Annotated in this window: 16 protein-coding genes; 7 read left to right on the top strand and 9 right to left on the bottom strand. The window is 67.1% G+C overall.

Annotated elements, in window-relative coordinates:
• Positions 1-71: 71 nt before the first annotated feature.
• The 3 genes from pncA to ABID37_RS05475 all read left to right on the top strand — a co-directional run bounded on the left by pncA (position 72) and on the right by ABID37_RS05475 (position 3,023).
• Positions 72-671 (top strand): bifunctional nicotinamidase/pyrazinamidase, encoded by a 600-nt coding sequence (gene pncA / locus ABID37_RS05485; RefSeq protein ID WP_354193140.1) that lies wholly within the window; start codon positions 72-74, stop codon positions 669-671.
• A gap of 108 nt (positions 672-779) precedes the next feature.
• The gene (locus ABID37_RS05480) at positions 780-2,150 is read left to right on the top strand and encodes a sodium:proton antiporter (protein ID WP_354193546.1); all 1,371 of its coding nucleotides are present in this window, start codon (positions 780-782) and stop codon (positions 2,148-2,150) included.
• Between the two features lie 117 nt (positions 2,151-2,267).
• Complete coding sequence (locus ABID37_RS05475; RefSeq protein WP_354193139.1) at positions 2,268-3,023, top strand: TSUP family transporter; 756 nt, start codon at positions 2,268-2,270, stop codon at positions 3,021-3,023.
• A 21-nt stretch (positions 3,024-3,044) separates the two neighbouring features.
• On the opposite strand, the gene ABID37_RS05470 is transcribed toward ABID37_RS05475, so the two are convergent.
• The 8 genes from ABID37_RS05470 to ABID37_RS05435 all read right to left on the bottom strand — a co-directional run bounded on the left by ABID37_RS05470 (position 3,045) and on the right by ABID37_RS05435 (position 12,015).
• Positions 3,045-3,752: an ABC transporter ATP-binding protein gene (locus ABID37_RS05470; protein WP_354193138.1), complete on the bottom strand. Its 708-nt coding sequence runs from the start codon at positions 3,750-3,752 to the stop codon at positions 3,045-3,047.
• Positions 3,749-4,474, bottom strand: a complete 726-nt coding sequence (locus ABID37_RS05465; protein ID WP_354193137.1) for an ABC transporter ATP-binding protein — start codon at positions 4,472-4,474, stop codon at positions 3,749-3,751. The genes ABID37_RS05470 and ABID37_RS05465 overlap by 4 nt, the downstream gene beginning before the upstream one ends.
• The gene (locus tag ABID37_RS05460) at positions 4,471-5,427 is read right to left on the bottom strand and encodes a branched-chain amino acid ABC transporter permease (protein WP_354193135.1); all 957 of its coding nucleotides are present in this window, start codon (positions 5,425-5,427) and stop codon (positions 4,471-4,473) included. The genes ABID37_RS05465 and ABID37_RS05460 overlap by 4 nt, the downstream gene beginning before the upstream one ends.
• Positions 5,424-6,305 carry a branched-chain amino acid ABC transporter permease gene (locus ABID37_RS05455; protein WP_354193133.1) on the bottom strand — a complete coding sequence of 294 codons (882 nt, stop codon included), beginning with the start codon at positions 6,303-6,305 and terminating at the stop codon, positions 5,424-5,426. Before ABID37_RS05455 ends, ABID37_RS05460 begins: the two co-directional genes overlap by 4 nt.
• Before the next feature lie 33 nt (positions 6,306-6,338).
• Complete coding sequence (locus ABID37_RS05450) at positions 6,339-7,643, bottom strand: ABC transporter substrate-binding protein (RefSeq protein WP_354193131.1); 1,305 nt, start codon at positions 7,641-7,643, stop codon at positions 6,339-6,341.
• Between the two features lie 144 nt (positions 7,644-7,787).
• Positions 7,788-9,191: a hypothetical protein gene (locus ABID37_RS05445; RefSeq protein ID WP_354193130.1), complete on the bottom strand. Its 1,404-nt coding sequence runs from the start codon at positions 9,189-9,191 to the stop codon at positions 7,788-7,790.
• A gap of 9 nt (positions 9,192-9,200) precedes the next feature.
• The gene (pncB, locus tag ABID37_RS05440; RefSeq protein ID WP_354193128.1) at positions 9,201-10,508 is read right to left on the bottom strand and encodes a nicotinate phosphoribosyltransferase; all 1,308 of its coding nucleotides are present in this window, start codon (positions 10,506-10,508) and stop codon (positions 9,201-9,203) included.
• Positions 10,509-10,614: 106 nt separating this feature from the next.
• The gene (locus ABID37_RS05435; protein ID WP_354193127.1) at positions 10,615-12,015 is read right to left on the bottom strand and encodes an MATE family efflux transporter; all 1,401 of its coding nucleotides are present in this window, start codon (positions 12,013-12,015) and stop codon (positions 10,615-10,617) included.
• 245 nt (positions 12,016-12,260) lie between these two features.
• On the opposite strand from ABID37_RS05435, the gene ABID37_RS05430 reads away from it, so the two are divergent.
• The 4 genes from ABID37_RS05430 to guaA all read left to right on the top strand — a co-directional run bounded on the left by ABID37_RS05430 (position 12,261) and on the right by guaA (position 15,763).
• Positions 12,261-12,893: an HAD family hydrolase gene (locus ABID37_RS05430; RefSeq protein ID WP_354193126.1), complete on the top strand. Its 633-nt coding sequence runs from the start codon at positions 12,261-12,263 to the stop codon at positions 12,891-12,893.
• Between the two features lie 91 nt (positions 12,894-12,984).
• Positions 12,985-13,443, top strand: a complete 459-nt coding sequence (locus tag ABID37_RS05425; RefSeq protein WP_354193125.1) for a PaaI family thioesterase — start codon at positions 12,985-12,987, stop codon at positions 13,441-13,443.
• Between the two features lie 26 nt (positions 13,444-13,469).
• On the top strand, positions 13,470-14,123 hold the full coding sequence (locus ABID37_RS05420; protein WP_354193123.1) for a 5'-methylthioadenosine/S-adenosylhomocysteine nucleosidase: 654 nt from the start codon (positions 13,470-13,472) through the stop codon (positions 14,121-14,123).
• A 77-nt stretch (positions 14,124-14,200) separates the two neighbouring features.
• Entirely contained in the window at positions 14,201-15,763 is a 1,563-nt protein-coding gene (guaA, locus tag ABID37_RS05415) for a glutamine-hydrolyzing GMP synthase (RefSeq protein ID WP_354193122.1), read from the top strand.
• Between the two features lie 30 nt (positions 15,764-15,793).
• Here guaA and ade read toward each other — a convergent pair whose 3' ends face one another.
• Positions 15,794-17,494: an adenine deaminase gene (gene ade, locus ABID37_RS05410; protein WP_354193120.1), complete on the bottom strand. Its 1,701-nt coding sequence runs from the start codon at positions 17,492-17,494 to the stop codon at positions 15,794-15,796.
• Positions 17,495-17,576: the final 82 nt, after the last annotated feature.

Below are 17,576 nucleotides of genomic sequence, written 5' to 3'. Positions count from 1 at the left end.
GATTTGGGTTGACGGGGGAGCCCATCTGGTCATGTTACGGCTCTCGCGAAATGCGCTGGCAAGGAGAGAACATGGCCGACGAAGCGCTTGTCGTCATCGATCTGCAGAACGACTTCTGCCCGGGCGGGACGCTGGCGGTCGCCGGTGGCGATGAGATCGTGCCGCTGGTCAACGAGATGATCCGGCAAAGCGAGCACGTCATCCTCACCCAGGACTGGCACCCGGCCGGCCATTCCAGCTTTGCCTCCAGCCATCCGGGGCACCAGCCCTTCCAGACCGTGACCATGCCCTATGGCGAGCAGACGCTGTGGCCCGATCATTGCATCCAGGGCAGCCGCGGCGCCGATTTCCATCACGGCCTCGCCTGGACCAAGGCCGAGCTGGTCATCCGCAAGGGTTTCCGCCCGGCCATCGACAGCTATTCGGCCTTCTACGAGAACGACCGCACCACGCCGACCGGCCTTGCCGGCTATCTACACGAGCGCGGCATCGGAGCGATCACCCTGGCCGGCCTCGCCACCGATTTCTGCGTCGCCTATTCGGCGCTCGATGCGGTGCGGCTCGGCTTCTCGGTCACGGTGCGGCTCGACGCCTGCCGCGGCATCGACCTTGGCGGGTCGCTCGATGCGATGACCGCCAGGATGCGCGAGGCGGGCGTCGCGCTGGGCTGACGCCGTACCATCCACAATCACACTCATTGAGCTACAAGGGAGAAACCGGTGAACGCTGCTGCATTGCGATGGGCTGCCTTTGCCCCCGCCCTGGTCCTTGCCGGCCTCATGGCCACTCCGGCCTTTGCCGCCGAGGCGCTTCCGGGCGCGGACATGTCGCTGTGGTGGGGCCTGCCCTTCGCCGGCCTCTTGCTGTGCATCGCCACCGGGCCGCTGCTGTTCCATCATTTCTGGGAGCATCACTACGGCAAGATCGCCGCCCTCTGGGCGGTTCTGGTCGTGGTGCCGCTGGCCTTCTTCTACGGCATTCCGGCCGCCAGCGAGGCGGTTCTGCACGCCATGCTTCTGGAATACATGTCGTTCATCATCCTGCTGTTTGCGCTGTTCACCATTTCGGGCGGCATTCTGGTGTCCGGCAACATCCACGGCACGCCCCTGTTCAATTCGGGGCTGCTGCTGGTCGGCGCCATCCTCGCCTCGGTGATCGGCACCACCGGCGCCTCGATGATCCTGATCCGGCCGATGATCCGCGCCAACGACAACCGCCCCTTCAACGCCCATGTCGTGGTGTTCTTCATCTTCCTCGTCTCCAATATCGGCGGCTCGCTGACGCCGCTCGGCGACCCGCCGCTGTTCGTCGGCTTCCTGCGCGGCGTCGACTTCTTCTGGACCACGGTGCATCTGCTGCCCGATACGCTTCTGGTCGGCGGGCTGGTGCTGGCGGCGTTCTTCGTGCTCGACACCATCCTCTACCGGCGCGAAGGCGGCCAGCCCCGGATCAAGGACCCGACGCCGGATTCGAGGGTGCGCATCCTCGGCCTCGTCAACCTCCCGCTGCTGGCCGGCGTCATCGGCGCCATCCTGATGTCGGCAGCCTGGAAGCCGGGTGTGGAGTTCACCATCCAGGGCGTGCATGTCGAATTGCAGAACCTGGTGCGCGACGCCATCATCCTAGGCCTGGCTTTCGTCTCGCTGGTGGTGTCGCCGAAGAAATACCGTTCCGCCAACGGCTTCAACTGGGCCCCCATCCTTGAAGTGGCCAAGCTGTTCGCGGCGATCTTCGTCTGCATCGTGCCGGTGGTGGCGATCCTGCGCGCCGGCATGGAGGGCGCGCTGGCCCCGTTGGTGTCGCTGGTGACCACCGCGTCCGGCGAGCCCAACGACATGGCCTATTTCTGGATGACCGGCGTCCTGTCGTCGTTCCTCGACAACGCGCCGACATATCTGGTGTTCTTCGAGCTGGCCGGCGGCAATCCGCAGGAGCTGATGACCACCTTCGCCACGACGCTGGCGGCGATCTCGGCCGGCGCGGTGTTCATGGGCGCCAACACCTATATCGGCAACGCGCCGAACTTCATGGTCTACGCCATCGCCCGCAGCCAGGGCATCCGCATGCCGAGCTTCTTCGGCTACATGCTGTGGTCCGGCGTGGTGCTGCTGCCGATCTTCGTGCTGTCGAGCTTCATCTTCTTCGGCTAGCCGCCCGCTTCATTGCAGTCGAGGCCGGCTTCCATTGAGGAGCCGGCCTCGATCTCAAGCGTCCCGGTCCTGGCGGTGAGGGACCCGGATTGTCCGTCTCGCAACAACAGCCTGATCATGCCCCTGACCCTCGGTATCACCTTCTTCCCGCTGCTCTGCTTCGTCGCCGCCTATGTGCAGACGGTGACCGGCTTCGCCTTCGGGCTGGTGCTGATGGGGGTCATCGCGCTCACCGGCCTGGTGCCGCTGCCGGAAGCGGCGGTGGTGATCTCGCTGCTGACGCTGGTCAATGCCCTCATGGTGCTGGCGCGCGGCTGGCGCGACATCGCCCGCCGGCCCTTCCTGCTGTCGCTGGCCGGCGGCATTCCCCTGGTCGCGCTCGGCTACGCGGCGCTGCTGGTGGTGGCCTCGCTGTCGCTGTCGGCGCTCAGGCTGACCCTGGGTCTGGTCATCATCCTGTCCAGCCTGCAACTGATGCGGCGGCCCGCGCCGCGCCGGGAGCTTTCCCCGCATTGGAGCTTCGCCGCCTTCGGCGGCATCGGCGGGCTGATGGGCGGCCTGTTCTCGACCGCGGGGCCGCCGCTGGTCTATCATTTCTACCGCCAGCCGCTGCCGCTGGTGACCATCCGCGAAACGCTCGTCGCCGTCTTCGCCTTCAACGCCCTGTTTCGCCTGTCGCTGGTGGCGGTGAGCGGCGAGTGGGACAACCATGTCATGGTGTGGGCGCTTGCCGGCCTGCCGGGGGTGGCGGGCGCGACCTACCTTGCGCGGCGCTGGCCGCCGCCGCTGTCGCCCTTCGCGCAACGGCGCCTAGCCTTTGCGCTGCTGTTCCTGTCGGGCGTGTCGCTCGTCATTCCCGTCCTGTGGCCGTAGGCTCCAATTCGGAAGAGGTCTTCAGCCGATCCCGACATAGCGCCTGAAGGCAGAGGGGTCCGCCTTCAATTCCGTCACGGCCACGGTCTCGCGGCTGCGGCCGTTCTCGATGAAGGTGACGCGGTCGGCCATGGCCAGGACCGCTTCCGTGCGCTGCTCGACCAGGATGGTGGAGACGCCGCGCTGGCGCAGCGCCAGCACCGTTTCGCGGATTTTCCGGATCATCGACGGCATCAGCCCTTCGGTCGGCTCGTCGAGCAGCAGGATTTCCGGTTCGAGGCACAGCGCGCGCGCCATGGCCAGCATCTGCTGCTCGCCGCCGGACAGCGTGCCGGATTGCTGCTTCAGCCGCTCGCGCAGCAGCGGGAAGAGGTCGAGCACGCTTTCCAGCGTGCCGGCGCCCTTGGCCCTTGCATTGAGGCCGATCTCCAGATTCTCCCGCACCGTCATCTCGGCGAACAGGCGGCGGCCCTGCGGCACATAGCCGATCCCCTGCTTCGGCACCTCATGCGCCGGCCGGCCCGTCAGCTCCACGCCGCCCATGCGGATGGAGCCGGCGCGTGGCCGCACAAGCCCCATGATGGCTTTCAGCGTCGTCGTCTTGCCGGCGCCGTTGCGCCCCATCAGGCACAGGATCTCGCCCTTGCGCAGCGCAAGCTCCAGCCCGTGCAGCACCTGCACCTCGCCATAGAAGCAGTCGAGCCCGGAGACGGAGAGCAGCTCGCTCATGCGCTGCCCCCCAGATAGGCGCGCTGCACCGCCTCGTCGGCGCGGATGGCGTCGGGCGTGCCTTCGGCGAGCACCCTGCCCGCTTCCAGAACGGTGATGCGATCGGCGAGCTGCATGACCACGTCCATATTGTGCTCGATCAAAAGCACGGTGGCGCTGGCGGCGATCTCGCGCACCAGCGCGATGAAAGCCTCGATCTCGCCGTCGCCGAGCCCCTGCGTCGGCTCGTCCAGCACCATCAGCCGCGGCTTCAGCGCAAGGCCCATCGCCACTTCCAGCAGGCGCTGGTGGCCATAGGCGAGCTGGCCGGCCGGCAGCGAAGCGCGGTCCGCCAGCCCGACCCGCTCCAGCGCCTCCGTCACGCCGGCGCGCAGCCGGCCTTGTGCGCGGCCGTCGGCCAGCGTGCGCTGCACGGCGAGCGCGACATTGTCGAAGACGCTGAGGTTGGAAAAGACGCTGGTGATCTGGAACGTATAAGCGATGCCGAGGCGCACGCGCCGGTGGGCGGGAAGGGACGTGATGTCGGCGCCGTCGAAGACGATGGTGCCGGCGGAGGGCGCGAGGCGGCCGCAGACGAGGCCGACGAAAGTGGTCTTGCCGGCGCCATTGGGGCCGATGAGCGCGCGGATTTCGCCCTGCATCAGGGAGAAGTCGACGCAGTCGACGGCGCGCAATCCGCCGAAGTTGCGCGACAGGCCGCGTGTTTCGAGCAATACGGTCACGGCAGCCACCCCAGCCAGCGTTCGCGCAGCGTGCCGAGCAGCCCCTTGCGGAAGAACAGCACCAGCAGGATGAGGATTACGCCCACCACCAGCATATAGGCGGAGGTGTAGCCGCTGGTGATGTCGACCACGTAGTACATGAAGACGGTGCCGAACAGCGGCCCGAGCGTCGTCGCAGCACCCCCCAGCAGCACCCACAGCAGCGGCAGGATGGAGTATTGCACCGAGGCGAAGTTCGCGCCGACATAGCCGAACAGCAGCCCGTAAGCGGCGCCGGCGGCGGCGCAGACCGTGCCCGACACCACCAGCGCCGCCAGCCGGTTGGCGAAGGTGTCGTAGCCCAGCATGCGGGTGCGCTCCTCGTTCTCGCGGATGGCGACGAGCACCCGGCCGAAGCCGGAGCGGACCATGGCGAGCAGGACGAACAGCACCACCGCGAACAGGGTGAGCGCCGTCAGGTAGCGTGTCGCCGGATCGGTGAGGTCGAGCGTGCCGAGCCATGTTTCGATGCGGCGTTGCTGGGGCTTCAGCACCAGTCCCTGATCGCCGCCGGTGAAGGCGGAGAAATAGAGGATGGCGAGGTGGAACGCCTGCGAGAACATCAGCGTCACGATCATGAAGGCGACGCCGGTGGTGCGCAGCGCCAAAAGGCCGACGAGCAGCGCGAGCACGGCCCCGCAGGCAAGCGCTGCAAGGAAGGCCGCCGGCACGCCGAGGCCGAGATGATGGATACCGAGCCCCGCGCCATAGAGGCCGGCGGCAAAGAACATGGCATGGCCGAGCGACAAGAGCCCACCATAGCCGAAGGTGAGGTTGTAGCCCATGGCGAAGGTGGCCAGCACCAGGATGCGCGCCATCAGCCCGTGATGATAGGCCGGCAGCAGGAAGTTCAGCGCCACAAGCAGCGCGACCACCGCGCCGTGCAATGCGTAGAGCCTTAGCGTCCCGTTCATCGCGCGGCCTTGCCGAACAGGCCCTGCGGGCGGAACACCAGCACCATGGCCACCGCCAGCGTGGCGATCAGCTTGGCCAGCGTCGGGGAGAAGAACATGGAGATCACCCCGTCGGAGACGCCGATCAGCAGGGCCGCGACCACCGTGCCGCGCAACGAGCCCAGCCCGCCGATGATGACCACGGCGAAGGACAAGAGCAGCGGGTCCTGCCCCATCAGGTAATGTGCCTGGCTGATCGGCACGATCAGCACCGCCGCGATCGCGGCCAGCATCGCGCCGATGGCGAAGACCGCGGCATAGACCCGCTCGACCGGGATGCCGAAGGCCTGCGCCGTCTCGCGGTCGTACTGGGTGGCGCGCATGACCAGCCCGGCGCGGGTGCGCGTCAGCACCAGCCACGAGATCAGGAGAAGCAGGGCGGAGGCGCCGACGATCGACAGCTTGTAGGCCGAATAGCCGAACCATGGCAGCGCGAGGCGCATGTTGAAGGGCGGCGGCACCGGACGCGCGTCGGCGCCGTAGAAGGTGAGCGCGAGCTGCTGGATGATGTAGAGCAGGCCGATGGTGGCGACGATGGTCGCCTCCGGGTCGTACTCCACCCGGCGCAGCACCAGCCGCTCGGCCAGCACAGCCACCGCGCCGACGATCAGCGGCGCGATGACGAGGGCGGCGGCAAAGCCGAGGACCGGACTGCCGCCGACCGCTGTCGCCACGGCCCAGGCCAGCACCGCCCCCAGCATGAACAGCTCGCCATGGGCGACGTTGACGACGCGCATGACCCCGAACACCAGCGACAGGCCGAGCGCCGTCAGCGCCAGCACCGCCGAGGTGACCAGCCCTTCCAGAACCGCCAGCAGCAGGTGAGGTCCGAAACCCATGCCGGACTATCCGTCAGCGCCGTTTCGGATGCATCAGAACGGCTGCGTGGTGTAGTCGGCTTCCGGCTCGTAGCGGCTGTCCTCGATGGCGGTCTTGTGCACCACGTTGAGGCGGCCGCCTTCCAGCCGGGAAATGTACTGGTGGCCGAAGACCTGATGGATCTTGCCGTCGAAAACCTTGTCGCCCTGCGGGTGCTCGGGGCCCTCGGCGAAGGCGCTCATCGCCTCGGTCGCCTCGACCAGCTTGGCGCGGTCTTCCGGCCCGCGATAGCCGGCTGCCTCCATCGCCCGCTTGATGACATAGAGCGTCTCCCAGCAGCCGAACATGTGGCCGGCGGTGGAAATATCGCGCGGATCGTTGACCGAGGCGCCGTTGTCGTCGATGCCGACGGCGGCGCGATAGGCCTTCATGGCGTCGGTGTCGTCGGCTTGCGCATAGCGGGGCGAACCTTCCCAGAAATGGCTGCCGTCCAGATATTCGAGGCCGGGGCTGTTGATGTCGACGGCTTCGAGCGAATCGATGAAGCCAAACAGCTTCGGCCCGCTGGAACCGTAGAATTCGCCGAGTTCCTTGACGAAGGTGAGCACGGCCGGACCGACCATGACGTGGTAGAGCACGTCGGTGGAGGACGGGATCTGCGGGAAATATTTGGTGAAAGAGCTTTCCGTCGGCGGGATGGCGATCTTGGCCACCACTTCCGCGCCCGCCTTCTCCAGCGCCGGCGGCAGGTAGTCGCGATGGTCGTAGCCGAAGGCGTAGTCCGGATAGATCATGGTGACCTTCTTGCCGGCATTGGCGGCGATCCACGGCGCCATGGCGGTCACCTGGGCGCGCACGTCGGTGATGCCGGGCTGCAGGCACCAGCGGTTGAGCTGGCCGGAGGCCACGTGATAGCCCTCGCTGACCACATAATAGGGGATCTTCAGTTCGCCGGCGGCGGGTGCCGAGCCGATCACCACATGCGAGAACAGCGTGCCGTAGACGATGTCGGTCTTGTGCTGGTTGGCGAACTTGGCCACCACCTCGGCGCCGCGCCCGGCATCGGTGCCGTCGTCCTCGATGACGATCTCGACCGGCCGGCCGTTGATGCCGCCGGCCTCGTTGATGAGCTTGACGGCGGCCGCGGTGGTGCGCTCGTACCAGCGGCCATAGGCGGCGCCGATGCCGGTGCGGTGGCACTGGAAGCCGATGCGGATCGGGGCGGCGCTCTGCGCCTGCGCATAGCGCACGAAGCCCGGCGCCGCCATCAGGCCGCCCGCGGCGGCCATGCCCTTGAGGGCCGTGCGGCGGCTGAGCGGGGCCGTTCCGGCTGCGGAAACCGTTTTCCGATCGGTCATGGGCGAACTTCCTGTTCTGGCGTGGTGGCGAAGGAGCGAGGAATGTGGGGCATCTCGCGGCGTCGGACGGATTTTAGGCGCGCAAGCTAAATCATCAAAGGCTGCTTGTTGCAAGACAAGGTTTACCCAAGGGAAAAGGCGGCTTCAGCCCGCCGATGGCGTCGAAAGCAGCCACAGGCCAAAGACGGTGTAGCCGATCATCAGCAGTGTGAGCGGAAGCTGGCTCCGCGTCGCCCGGCCGGCATCGCCGTAGAGGCGGAAGGCGAGGCCGTGCGCCACCAGCACCGCCAGCACATGACCGGCGACGATGCCACCCGCCTGTATGTTCCACAGCACCCATGCCGATCCCGCTCCCGCCGTGACGGCGGCCTCGACCTGCATGCCGGCGGTGCCGAACAGGTTCCAGCCGCGCGCGAAGGGGTCGGACAGGGCGACCAGCGCATACTGGCCGTCGACCAGCAGCGAGGCGAGATAATGCGCCAGATGGTAGGCGAGCGCGATCGGCACGATCGACCACACCAGCAGGCCGGCGCTGTTCTTGGGATGTGGCGAACCGGCAATCCGGTCGCCCAGCCGCACCGCCAGCAGGAACACCGCGCCGAGGATGGCAAAGCTCAGCAGCAGGCCGGCGGTGCTCGACGCCATCACCGCCGTGCGGCCGGGAAAATCGAGCGGGTTGACCCCGATCAGGCCGAGCCAGAAGAAGGTCTTCGACAGGCCGTCGAAGGAGACGGACGACAGCGCCAGAAGCACGAAGGCGACGCCGCTTCGCGGCAGCGGCGCAATGGCGAGAAGCCGCGCGCCGGGCCAGTTGAGCGTCAGGCGGCCCGCATCGTCCCGGCCCAGAACGGCGAAGCGCGACAGGAGCCGGAAGAAGACGGTGAGGAACTCGCCGCGCCGGCTCCATTCCGCGTGGCCGAACAGAAGCATGGCGATGAAGCTGGCCAGCCAGTAGAGGCCGGCGGCGCGCGCCAGCTTTTCGGGATCGTCCGGCGCCGGATAGACCAGCTCGAACCATGCGAAGGCAAACAGCAGGACGACCGCCGGCCACATGCCGAGGCGCTGCGGCAAGATGATCTTCTTGCGGGCAACGCCCAGCCGCTCCATGGCCCTGCAAGGGCCATGCCACGGGTTGAGCCATGCCCAGACATCGCCGAGCAGCCCCTGCACCAGCGTCATGCCGACCCACAAGAGCGTCCATATGGTCAGCGGCAGCGGGTTGGAGAGCGGGTCACGGCTGCCCTGGAAGCCGGCGGCAAGCAACATGGCAAAGCCGGCGAAGGACAGCAGGCTCGTTGCGGTCCGCGCCCCCTCGCCGGGCGGAAACAGCGTCAGCCGCTGCGCCCAGAGGCGTCCCAGAAACCGTGGCGGCACCAGCGCCAGCACGAGGAAGGACACCGCGACCGCGAGGGCGCCGCCGGCGGAATAATAGCCGGTCGGCAACAGGAGCACATGGCCGCGATCCGAGGCATGGGCGAGCGCCTGCGAGGGCATCGCCGCCGCCAGCAGGGCCGGCAGCGCGAATGCGATTCCCGTCCTCGTGCGCATCGCTCGGCGTCAGACCTTGACGATCTGCTCGACCCGCTCCTCGTCGCCGAAGATGCGCAGATAGCGGCGGATTTCGTTCGCGTCGCCGGTGGCCTTGGCGGGATTGTCGGAGAGCTTCACGGCGGGCCTTCCGTTGGCCTCGGTCACCTTGCAGACCAGCGAGATCGGGTTCAGCCGGGTGGTGGGAACCGGCGCGCAGCCCTCGAAGTCGTTGGTCAGGTTGGTGCCCCAGCCGAAGGCCATGCGCACCTTTCCGTGAAAATGCTTATAGGTCTCGACGATGGTCTCGGCCTCCAGCCCGTCGGAGAAGATCAGCATCTTCTGGCGCGGGTCCTTGCCCTTTTCGCGCCACCACGAAATGATGCGCTCGCCGCCCTCGATGGGCGGGGCGCTGTCAGGGCGGAAGCCGGTCCAGTCGGCCACCCAGTCGGGCGCGTCGCGCAGGAAGGCGGCGGTGCCGAAGGCGTCGGGCAGCACGATCAGCAGGTTGCCGCCATAGTAGCGCTGCCAGTCCTGCAGCACCCGATACGGGGCCTGCTTCAGTTCGGCCTCGCTGTCGGCCAGCGCCGCCAGCACCATGGGCAGCTCGTGCGCATTGGTGCCCACCGCCTCCAGATCGGTGTCCATGGCGAGCTTGACGTTGGAGGTGCCGGTGAAGGCATCGCCGATGCCTTCCTTCAGCGCCTCCACGCACCAGCGCTGCCACAGGAAGGAATGGCGGCGGCGGGTGCCGAAATCGGAGATGTTGATATCGGGAAGCTGCTTCAGCAGCTCGGTCTTGGCCCACATCTTGGCCTTGGCGCGGGCGTAGAGCACATCGAGCGCGAATGGCCCGTAGTCCCGCAGCGCGGCCCGCGAACGCAGCTCGTTGATGATGGCAAGCACCGGGATTTCCCACAGCGTCGTGTACATCCACGGGCCGGCGAAGCTCAGCTCGTACTGGCCGTCGCGCTTTTCCAGATGGTAGTCGGGAAGCTGGAAATCCTCCAGCCAGGCCAGGAATTCCGGCTCGAAGATCTGCTTGCGGCCATAGAAGGTGTTGCCGCCCAGCCAGATCATCTCCTTCTTGGAAAAGCGGAGCGAGCGGGCATGGTCGAGCTGTTCGCGCAGCGCGCCCTCGTCGATCTCGTCGGCCAGCCGCACCGAGGTGGTGCGGTTGATCAGCGTGAAGGTGGCGTCGACCTTGGGATACATGCCCCAGATCATCTGCAGCATCAGAAGCTTGTAGAAATCGGTGTCGAGCAGGCTGCGGATGATCGGGTCCAGCTTCCAGGTGTGGTTGTAGACGCGCCGCGCAATGTCAGTCTTGGTGGCCATGGATCAGGTTTGCCTTCGCTGCCCGATGGAAAATTCCGCGCCGGTCTCTTAGCATCGTTTTGGCGCGTGCGCTGCCCGCTTTGATCGGGCGGCGCGAAAAACGATGCTATCGCATGGCCGCATAGGCGGGCAGCCGGCGCCGTCGCAGCCAGCGCGCCAGAAGCAGCACGGCGACGACCGCCAGCCCCGCCGAAAGGCCGATCCATATGCCGACGCCGGCGAAGCCGACATGGAAGCCGAGCGCTATGCTGAGCGGCATGCCGATGCCCCAGTAGCCGATGGCGGCATAGAGCATCGGCAAGGTGGTGTCCTGCAAGCCGCGCAGCATGCCGGCGGCCACCGCCTGGGCGCCGTCGACGATCTGGAACAGCGCGGCGACGGCAAGGAAGCCGGTGGCCAGCACCACCACCTCGGCATTGGCCGGGCTGTCGACATCGATGAAGGCGCCGAGCAGCGGGCGCGGCAAGGTGGTCATGGCCAGCGCCGAGAGCGCCATGAAGCCGACGCCCATGGCGTAGGACGTCCAGCCGGCGCGGGCGATCGCTTCCGGGTCATGCGCGCCATAGGCGAGGCCGACCCGCACGGTGGCCGCCTGGTTGATGCCGAGCGGGATCATGAAGGAGACCGAGCAGAGCTGGATTACCACCGCATAGGCGGCGAGCGAGGAGGCGCCGATCAGGCCCATCATGAAGGCGGCGGCGTTGAACAGCGTCGTCTCGAACGCCATCATCGCCGCGATCGGCAGGCCGAGCCACAGAAGCTGGCGCAGCCGCTGCCAGTCGGGCCGCCAGAACCGGCCGAACAGATGGTAGCGGCGGAAACGGCGGTCGAGCGTCACCACCAGCACCATGCCGAGGAACATGGAGAAATTGGCGATCGAGGTGGCAAGGCCGGAGCCGAAGATGCCCAGGCGCGGGAAGCCGAGATGGCCGAACACCAGCAACAGGTTGCCGACAAGGTTGATGATGACGCCGATGAAGGCGACCACCGTGGCCCAGCCCGGCCGCTCCAGCGAGGCGATGAAGGAGCGCAGCACCACGTAGAAGAAGAACGGCAGCAGGCCCCATTGCAGGGCGCGCAGATAGTGTCCGGCATCGGCGGCCAGCGCCGGCTCCTGGCCCATGGCCAAGAGCACCCGTTCGCCGTTCCACAGCAGCGCCCAGATCGGCAGCGCCGCCAGCACGGCCACCCACAGGCCTTGGCGCACGGTGCGGCGCAGGTCGCGCACCGAATTGCGCCGCCGGCCCACCTCGCGCGCCATCATCGGCACTGTCGCCAACATCAGGCCGAGCCCGAAGATCAGCGGCGCGAAATAGAGGTTGGTGCCGAGCGCGCCGGCGGCCAGCGTCGCCGGCCCCACCCGGCCGAGGATCATGACGTCGGTGGCGGTCATCGCCGTCTGGGCCAGATTGGTCAGCACCAGCGGCCAGGCCAGCGAGAGCGTGGCCCTGATTTCCTCGCGCCAGAGATATCCGGATGCGCGTGCATCGGCTTCGAGGGCAGACATGTCGTTCGTTCCGATCGCGGCGCGTCGGAGAAAATGTCCGGAAGCCGCACGAGGATGCCGGAAAGGATGTTCCGGAATCATGTTGTTTTCTGCCTTCCCGCGCCAGGCAAGGCAAGAGGCTCCCCATGCGTGTCGATTGATCCAGATTGTGCGGGGCTTGTCCCGGCAGACTTGCCCTGCCGGACTTGCCATCGAGGCGCATCTGGCCAATTGTCCCGGCGATCAACCGGAAAAGGATCACGCGCATGCGGCACAAGGCGGTTTTCTGGGACATGGACGGCACGCTGGTCGACAGCGAGCCCCTGCATCATGCCGCGCTGGAGGCGGCGTTGCGCGAGCTCGGCATCGAGCCGCCGGCCGACCTGCAGGAGCGCGCCATCGGCATCGCCGCCGGGCCGCTCTACGAGATGCTGCGCGCCGAGCAGGGCCTCTCCCTGCCCTTCGAGGAATGGATCCTGCACAAATACGGCCACTACATGCCGCTGGTCGCCGATCTGGTGCCGCGCCCCGGCGCGCTGGAAATCTATGGCGAACTGCGCGCCATGGGCATCCGTCAAGCGGTGGTGTCGAACTCCGACCGGCTGGTGGTCGACGCCAATCTGCGTGCCGTCGGCCTGTCGCATCCCGGCATGCGCAGCATCAGCCGCAACGATGTCATCGAGCCCAAGCCCGCCGCCGAACCCTTCCTGCGCGCCGCCTATCTGGCCGGCGTCGACCCGGCCGATGCGGTGGCCGTCGACGACAGCTGGACCGGCGTCACCGCCGGGCTCGCCGCCGGCATGCGCACCATCTTCTGGCCGGAGCGCCCGATGGAAGGCCCGTCCGGCGCCGTCATCGTCAACTCGGCCGAGGAGCTGCGCTACGAGCTTGGGCTTTAGCTGGCGCAAAAGCACCGGCCAGGCGATTCTGCCCGATTGCCTGCCGCGCGGGGCTTTGCGATAAGCGGCCAGCCGAACGGAGAATAAGGCGATGGCAGCCAAGATTGTGCCGCCCCCCGACTATGAAGAGCGCGTCAGGGCCTCCTTCGCGCGGCAGCGGGCCATGGCCACCATCGGCGCCGAGCTGACGCTGGTGACGCCCGGCATCGTCGAGATCGAAATGCCCTATGATGCGCGGCTTGCCCAGCAGCACGGCTTCCTTCATGCCGGGGTGATTTCCACGGCGCTGGATTCGGCCTGCGGCTATGCCGCCTATTCGCTGATGCCGGAAAGCACCGGCGTGCTGACCATCGAGTTCAAGGTCAACCTTCTGGCTCCCGGCAAGGGCGAGCGCTTCCTGTTCCGGGGTTCCGTCACCAAGCCCGGCCGTACCATCACCGTGGCCGACGGCCAGGCCTATGCCTATGGCATCGACGGGGAGGCGCGGCTGATCGCCACCATGACCGGCACCATGATGACGGTGGCCGGCCGGGACGGGATCGAGGGGTGAGAAGCCGGTTCGCAAAGGGTGAGACCATGAGCACCCGACCGACAGATCACACGACCGCATTCGCTGGCCGGCGGGTGCTGTTCGTCATGGCGGCCGAGGCCGAATACGGGCCGGCGCTCAAGAAGCTGTTCAGGCCGTTCATGACCGGCGTCGGCCCGGTCGAGGCAGGTGTGCGGTTGGGGGCGGAACTGGCGAGGCTGGACGCTTCGAGCGCCCTTCCCGACCTCGTCATCTCGCTGGGATCGGCTGGTTCGCGCAAGCTGGAGCAGGCTGAAGTCTATCAGGCGGTCTCGGTGTCCTATCGCGACATGGACGCTTCGCCGCTCGGCTTCGTCCGGGGCGTCACGCCCTTCCTCGGTCTTCCCGCCACGCTGCCCCTGCCCTTGCGCATACCGGGCGTGAAGGAGGCGACCCTGTCGACCGGGGCGGCGATCGTTTCGGGCGCGGCCTATGACGGCATCGCCGAGGACATGGTCGACATGGAAACCTATGCCTGCCTGCGCGCCTGCCAGATGTTCGGCGTGCCGCTGGCAGCGCTGCGCGGCATTTCCGACGGCGCGGCCGAGCTGAAGCATGTTGATGACTGGACCGCCTATCTCCATATCGTCGACGAAAGGCTTGGCCAGGCGGTCGAACTGCTGGAAAGCGCGCTGCGCGACGGGGCGCTGCCTTTCGGCTAGGCTCCGCCCCCGGTGGCCGCCAGACCGCGGAATACAAACCCATTGCGCCGACGTACGTTCTTCTTTAAAGGCCCGACATGACGACGAACCACCACTCCGACACCATCCTCATCATCGATTTCGGCAGCCAGGTCACGCAGCTCATCGCCAGGCGTGTGCGCGAGGCCGGCGCCTATTGCGAGATCGTGCCCTTCCAGTCCGCGGCGGAAGCCTTCGCGCGCATCAAGCCCAGGGGCGTCATCCTCTCCGGCAGCCCGCATTCGGCCATCGACATCGGCAGCCCGCGCGCGCCGCAGGAAGTGTTCGAGGCCGGCATTCCGGTGCTCGGCATCTGCTATGGCGAGCAGACCATGTGCGCCCAGCTCGGCGGCCAGGTCGAGGCCGGCCATGAGCGCGAGTTCGGCCGCGCCTTCCTCGAGATCGAGGCCGATTGCGCCCTCTTCGACGATGTCTGGGCCAGGGGCACCCGCCATCAGGTGTGGATGAGCCATGGCGACCGCGTCACCGCCCTGCCCGAAGGCTTCAAGGTCGTCGGCACCTCGCGCGGCGCGCCGTTCGCCGCCATCGCCGACGAGAAGCGCCGCTTCTATGCCGTGCAGTTCCATCCCGAAGTGGTGCACACGCCGGACGGCGCCCGCCTGCTCGCCAATTTCGTGCGAAATATCGTGGGCGTAAAGGGCGAATGGACCATGTCCGCCTATCGCCAGCAGGCGGTGGAGGCGATCCGCAAGCAGGTCGGCGACAAGAAGGTGATCTGCGCGCTTTCGGGCGGCGTCGATTCTTCGGTGGCGGCGCTGCTGGTCCATGAGGCGGTCGGTGAGCAACTCACCTGCATCCTCGTCGACCATGGCCTGATGCGCAAGAACGAGGCCGCCGACGTGGTGGCCATGTTCCGCCAGCATTACAACCTGCCGCTCATTCTGGTCGACGCCTCCGACCGCTTCATCTCGGCGCTGGAGGGCGAGACCGACCCGGAGACCAAGCGCAAGACCATCGGCCGCCTGTTCATCGAGGTGTTCGAGGAGGAGGCGAAGAAGCTCGGCGGCGCCGATTTCCTCGCCCAGGGCACGCTCTATCCGGACGTCATCGAAAGCGTGTCCTTCACCGGCGGGCCTTCGGTCACCATCAAGTCGCACCACAATGTCGGTGGCCTGCCGGAGCGCATGAACATGCAGCTCGTCGAACCGCTGCGCGAACTGTTCAAGGACGAGGTGCGCGTGCTCGGCAAGGAGCTCGGCCTGCCGGAAAGCTTCATCGGCCGCCACCCCTTCCCCGGCCCCGGCCTCGCCATCCGCTGCCCCGGCGGCGTGACCCGCGAGAAGCTGGAGATTTTGCGCGAGGCCGACGCCGTCTATCTGGACGAGATCCGCAAGGCCGGCCTCTATGACGCCATCTGGCAGGCCTTCGCCGTGCTGCTTCCGGTCCAGACGGTGGGCGTGATGGGCGACGGGCGCACCTACGAATATGTCTGCGCGCTGCGCGCCGTCACCTCGGTCGACGGCATGACCGCCGACTTCTACCACTACGACATGAGCTTCCTCGGCAACGCCGCCACCCGCATCATCAACGAGGTCCGCGGCATCAACCGCGTCGTCTACGACGTGACCTCGAAGCCCCCCGGCACCATCGAGTGGGAATGATTCAGGCCCAATCCGGCCGACGCATATGGCCTACGTGCCGATCAGTTCGAAACGGTCGACGTCGACGAGCCCCTTATCGGTGATCTTCAGGTGCGGGATCACCGGCAGGGCGATGAAGGCGAGTTGCAGGAACGGCTCCTCCAGCGTCGAGCCGAGTTCGAAGGCGGCGGCGCGCAGTGTCTTCAGTTCGTCGCGCACCGTCTCGTAGCCGGCGAGGCTCATGAGCCCGGCGACCGTCAGGGCGAGTTCGGCCAGGACCTTGCCGTCGCGCACCACCACGAAGCCGCCCTCGATCTCGCCCAGCCGGTTGGCGGCCAGCGCCATGTCCGCGTCGGAGCAGCCGACGATGCAGATGTTGTGGCTGTCATGGCTGACGGTCGAGGCGATGGCGCCGGCCTTGAGGCCGAAGCCGTGCACGAAGCCGGTGGCGATGTTGCCGCTCCGGCCATGGCGCTCGACCACCGCGACCTTGACCACGTCATTGGCGAGATCGATCCCGACGCCGTTTTCTCCGACAGGCAGGTCGAATTCGAGGTCGCGGGTGATGATCTGGCCCGGAACGATGCCGATGGTACGGGTGCGGCCGCTGTTGGAACGGGCGCGGAAATCCGCTTCCGCCACCTGTCTTGCCTTGACGCTTCCACGCCCGACCGGGGCGACCGGCTTGCGGGCGGCGAAGAGGTCGTCGCAGACGATGCGGCCGGCCGCCAGCACCATTTCGGCGCGGCAGTCCTCCAGCGTGTCGAGCACCACGAGGTCGGCGCGCCAGCCCGGCGCCACCAGCCCGCGATCCTTGAGGCCGAAGGCGCGCGCCCCGGAGATCGAGGCGGCGCGGTAGATGGCCAGCGGCTCGACGCCGGCGGCGATGGCGGTGCGGATCATGTGATCGAGATGGCCCTGGTCGGCGATGTCGAGCGGGTTGCGGTCGTCGGTGCACAGCGCGATGAAGGGCGAGTTGCGCTCGGTGATGACCGGCATCAGTGCGGCGAGATCCTTCGACACCGAGCCTTCGCGCACCAGCACATGCATGCCCTTGCGCAGCTTCTCCAGCGCCTCCTCGGCCGTGGTCGTCTCATGGTCGGTGCGGATTTCGGCGGCGAGATAGCCGTTGAGGTCGTAGCCGCGCAGCAGCGGCGCATGGCCATCTATGTGGCGGCCTTGAAAAGCCTCCAGCTTGGCCATGCACTCCGGGTCCTTGGCCAGCACGCCTGGAAAGTTCATGAATTCGGCCAGTCCGATCACCTTGGGGTGGTCGGCAAAGGGCAGCAGGTCATGGACGGTGAGTTCCGCGCCGGAGGTTTCCAGATGGGTCGCCGGCACGCAGCTCGAAAGCTGCACGCGGATGTCCATCACCGTCTCGGCGACGCTGTCGAGGAAATAGGTGATGCCGTCCAGCCCCAGCACATTGGCGATCTCGTGCGGATCGCAGATCGCCGTGGTGATGCCGCGCGGCAGAACGCAGCGGTCGAACTCATGCGGCGTGACCAGCGAGGATTCGATGTGCAGATGGGTGTCGATGAAGCCGGGCACGACGATGCGGCCGGAAATGTCGATTTCCTTCGCGCCATCGTAGTCGGCACAGGTGCCGACGATGCGCTCGCCGCAGATGGCGATGTCGCTCTCGACCAGCGCGCCGGTGACGAGGTCGAGGAAGCGGCCGCCCTTGAGCACCAGGTCGGCGGGTGCGCGCCCGGTGCCCTGATCGATCATCCGCTCCAGCTTGGTGGCCATCCGTTCCTGCTCCCTGCTCGTTGCAGCCCGAGGTTAGCATTTTGCGGCCGGGTGGGAACATCGGCGGCTGTGGATATGCCCC

Origin of the sequence: Aquamicrobium terrae, from assembly GCF_040545735.1 — a bacterium.
In the GTDB taxonomy this organism is placed as follows: Bacteria; Pseudomonadota; Alphaproteobacteria; order Rhizobiales; family Rhizobiaceae; genus Mesorhizobium; species Mesorhizobium terrae_A.
Note: the sequence above shows the minus strand (reverse complement) of the source record. Positions and strands in the feature narration are given on the sequence as shown.